Source organism: Neobacillus sp. MER 74, assembly GCF_023714155.1.
This window is the reverse complement of the sequence record NZ_JAMAUV010000051.1, coordinates 1-2,699: the sequence shown is the minus strand read 5'-3', so window position 1 is coordinate 2,699 and position 2,699 is coordinate 1. Positions and strand designations below refer to the sequence as shown.

At 49.2% G+C, this 2,699-nt stretch carries 21 tRNA genes and 1 rRNA gene; all 22 read right to left on the bottom strand.

Annotated features, from left to right (window positions below):
• Window positions 1-256: 256 nt before the first annotated feature.
• The 22 genes from M3610_RS27320 to rrf all read right to left on the bottom strand — a co-directional run bounded on the left by M3610_RS27320 (window position 257) and on the right by rrf (window position 2,673).
• Window positions 257-330 (bottom strand) — tRNA-Arg (locus M3610_RS27320).
• Window positions 331-335: 5 nt separating this feature from the next.
• Window positions 336-410, bottom strand: a tRNA-Asn gene (locus tag M3610_RS27315).
• Between the two features lie 9 nt (window positions 411-419).
• A tRNA-Ile gene (locus M3610_RS27310) sits at window positions 420-493 on the bottom strand.
• A gap of 9 nt (window positions 494-502) precedes the next feature.
• A tRNA-Gly gene (locus tag M3610_RS27305) sits at window positions 503-576 on the bottom strand.
• An 11-nt stretch (window positions 577-587) separates the two neighbouring features.
• Window positions 588-661: transfer RNA gene (locus M3610_RS27300), tRNA-Cys, on the bottom strand.
• Between the two features lie 8 nt (window positions 662-669).
• Window positions 670-744: transfer RNA gene (locus M3610_RS27295), tRNA-Gln, on the bottom strand.
• Window positions 745-760: 16 nt separating this feature from the next.
• Window positions 761-836: transfer RNA gene (locus tag M3610_RS27290), tRNA-His, on the bottom strand.
• Between the two features lie 15 nt (window positions 837-851).
• Window positions 852-925 (bottom strand) — tRNA-Trp (locus tag M3610_RS27285).
• Between the two features lie 13 nt (window positions 926-938).
• Window positions 939-1,011: transfer RNA gene (locus M3610_RS27280), tRNA-Phe, on the bottom strand.
• 46 nt (window positions 1,012-1,057) lie between these two features.
• Window positions 1,058-1,131, bottom strand: a tRNA-Asp gene (locus tag M3610_RS27275).
• Between the two features lie 159 nt (window positions 1,132-1,290).
• Window positions 1,291-1,383 (bottom strand) — tRNA-Ser (locus M3610_RS27270).
• Between the two features lie 7 nt (window positions 1,384-1,390).
• Window positions 1,391-1,463, bottom strand: a tRNA-Ala gene (locus M3610_RS27265).
• Window positions 1,464-1,480: 17 nt separating this feature from the next.
• Window positions 1,481-1,557, bottom strand: a tRNA-Pro gene (locus tag M3610_RS27260).
• Window positions 1,558-1,563: 6 nt separating this feature from the next.
• Window positions 1,564-1,637, bottom strand: a tRNA-Arg gene (locus tag M3610_RS27255).
• 17 nt (window positions 1,638-1,654) lie between these two features.
• A tRNA-Leu gene (locus tag M3610_RS27250) sits at window positions 1,655-1,735 on the bottom strand.
• A 14-nt stretch (window positions 1,736-1,749) separates the two neighbouring features.
• A tRNA-Gly gene (locus tag M3610_RS27245) sits at window positions 1,750-1,824 on the bottom strand.
• Window positions 1,825-1,863: 39 nt separating this feature from the next.
• A tRNA-Leu gene (locus tag M3610_RS27240) sits at window positions 1,864-1,945 on the bottom strand.
• Window positions 1,946-1,983: 38 nt separating this feature from the next.
• A tRNA-Lys gene (locus M3610_RS27235) sits at window positions 1,984-2,056 on the bottom strand.
• Between the two features lie 21 nt (window positions 2,057-2,077).
• Window positions 2,078-2,153: transfer RNA gene (locus M3610_RS27230), tRNA-Thr, on the bottom strand.
• Window positions 2,154-2,327: 174 nt separating this feature from the next.
• A tRNA-Val gene (locus M3610_RS27225) sits at window positions 2,328-2,403 on the bottom strand.
• Window positions 2,404-2,442: 39 nt separating this feature from the next.
• Window positions 2,443-2,517: transfer RNA gene (locus M3610_RS27220), tRNA-Glu, on the bottom strand.
• Window positions 2,518-2,556: 39 nt separating this feature from the next.
• Window positions 2,557-2,673: ribosomal RNA gene (rrf, locus tag M3610_RS27215) — 5S ribosomal RNA — on the bottom strand.
• Window positions 2,674-2,699: the final 26 nt, after the last annotated feature.

Genomic DNA, 2,699 nt, shown 5'->3' with positions numbered 1-2,699 from the left:
ATTTTATAACTTTGTTGATTGGAGTGGAAGGCGGCGAAGACTCCTGCGGGAGTACGGGACAGGGGAGACCCCGCAGGCGCTGAAAGCGCCGAGGAGGCTCCCCGAACCGCCCGCGGAAAGCGAAGCCTCCTGGAACGGAAATCAACAGACTAGTTTAATGAGCCAAACAAAAAAGACTGTCGATTTAAAACCCGAAATCCTTCGGATTTGTCGACAGTCTGAAACGCTTAGATAAGCGTTTTTACTTTGTTTTTTACGCGCCTTAGAGGATTCGAACCTCTGACCCTACGCTTAGAAGGCGTATGCTCTATCCAGCTGAGCTAAAGGCGCATTTATGGCTCCGCAGGTAGGACTCGAACCTACGACCGATCGGTTAACAGCCGATAGCTCTACCACTGAGCTACTGCGGAACAATATGATGGGCCTAAATGGACTCGAACCATCGACCTCACGCTTATCAGGCGTGCGCTCTAACCAGCTGAGCTATAGGCCCATATTTATGTGGAGCGGGTGATGAGAATCGAACTCACAACATCAGCTTGGAAGGCTGAGGTTTTACCACTAAACTACACCCGCATTTATTAAATTGGAGGCAACACCCGGATTTGAACCGGGGATAGAGGTTTTGCAGACCTCGGCCTTACCACTTGGCTATGCTGCCTTTATGTATGGCTGGGCTAGCTGGATTTGAACCAACGCATGTCGCAGTCAAAGTGCGATGCCTTACCGCTTGGCTATAGCCCAATATTTATAAAATATATGGGGCGGCTGATGGGAATCGAACCCACGAATGTCGGAACCACAATCCGATGCGTTAACCACTTCGCCACAACCGCCATTATAGAATCATTTGGCAGGGGTAGTAGGAATTGAACCCACACCAAAGGTTTTGGAGACCTTCGTTCTACCTTTAAACTATACCCCTCCATATAAAAAGGTGGCTCAGGACGGAATCGAACCGCCGACACAAGGATTTTCAGTCCTTTGCTCTACCAACTGAGCTACTGAGCCACACAAAATCTATATCAACAGTAGTTACCTACTGGGGATAAAAGTACGGTCCGGACGGGACTCGAACCCGCGACCTCCTGCGTGACAGGCAGGCATTCTAACCAACTGAACTACCGGACCAGAGTTTTCAATTTGGAGCATGCTCCACGATTTGATACTGACCGCCCTGATTTCAGAAAGCATATTCAAGCAGCGGCTCAATCGTTGCGCTGTAGATCATTCGAAGAAGCATATTCGAACGTGCTCCACCCCGCGACAATAAGAATAGATTACGAGTTATGGAGGAGGAAGAGGGATTCGAACCCCCGCGCGGTATGACCCGCCTGTCGGTTTTCAAGACCGATCCCTTCAGCCAAACTTGGGTATTCCTCCGAATAAGTGGAGTCTAGGGGGATCGAACCCCTGACCTCCTGCGTGCAAAGCAGGCGCTCTCCCAGCTGAGCTAAGACCCCATTTGTTATTAGAAGCATGGTCGGGAAGACAGGATTCGAACCTGCGACCCCTTGGTCCCAAACCAAGTGCTCTACCAAGCTGAGCTACTTCCCGTTAAAGTGCGCCCTGAGAGATTCGAACTCCCGACCTTTTGATTCGTAGTCAAACACTCTATCCAGCTGAGCTAAGGGCGCATATGATTTAATTTAAATGGTGTCGAGGACCGGAATCGAACCGGTAAGGTAGTCACCTACCGCAGGATTTTAAGTCCTGTGCGTCTGCCAGTTCCGCCGCACCGGCGTAAGTTGGAGCGGAAGACGGGATTCGAACCCGCGACCCCCACCTTGGCAAGGTGGTGTTCTACCACTGAACTACTTCCGCAAAGGTTGTAAGTTATATTGCTCTTGCAAAAAACTTTGATGCGGGTGAAGGGAGTCGAACCCCCACGCCTTGCGGCGCCAGATCCTAAGTCTGGTGCGTCTGCCAATTCCGCCACACCCGCAATATTAATAGTTATTTTGCTTTCGCAAAAAACTCTAGTGAGCCATGAAGTACTCGAACCTTCGACCCTCTGATTAAAAGTCAGATGCTCTACCAACTGAGCTAATGGCTCAAAAAAAGCAAAAAAAATAAATGGTGCCGGCGAGAGGACTTGAACCCCCAACCTACTGATTACAAGTCAGTTGCTCTACCAATTGAGCTACCCCGGCGTAAAATTTGAAAAAATATTTAGTTTGAACACGCTGGTATTGTTACCGTCATCCTGACCTCAAAAAGCTTGTCCAAGCAGCAGCTCGGTCAGTATGCTGAAGTTCATTCAGGAAGCATATTCGGTCGTGCTCTACCAATTGAGCTACCCCGGCGTAATCTATAAAAGATAAATATGGTGGAGGATGACGGGATCGAACCGCCGACCCTCTGCTTGTAAGGCAGATGCTCTCCCAGCTGAGCTAATCCTCCAAAATAATGAAAGTTATTTTCACTAGCATGAAAAAACTTTGGTGACCCCTACGGGATTCGAACCCGTGTTACCTCCGTGAAAGGGAGGTGTCTTAACCACTTGACCAAGGGGCCATATTAAATATTGACGAAAAAAATAACCCAAAAGGGTTAGCCTGGCAACGTCCTGCTCTCACAGGGACGCGTGTCCCAACTACCATCGGCGCTGAGAAGCTTAACTTCCGTGTTCGGTATGGGAACGGGTGTGACCTTCTCGCCATTGCTGCCAGACTATTTAATTGAGGAATCATTCCCTC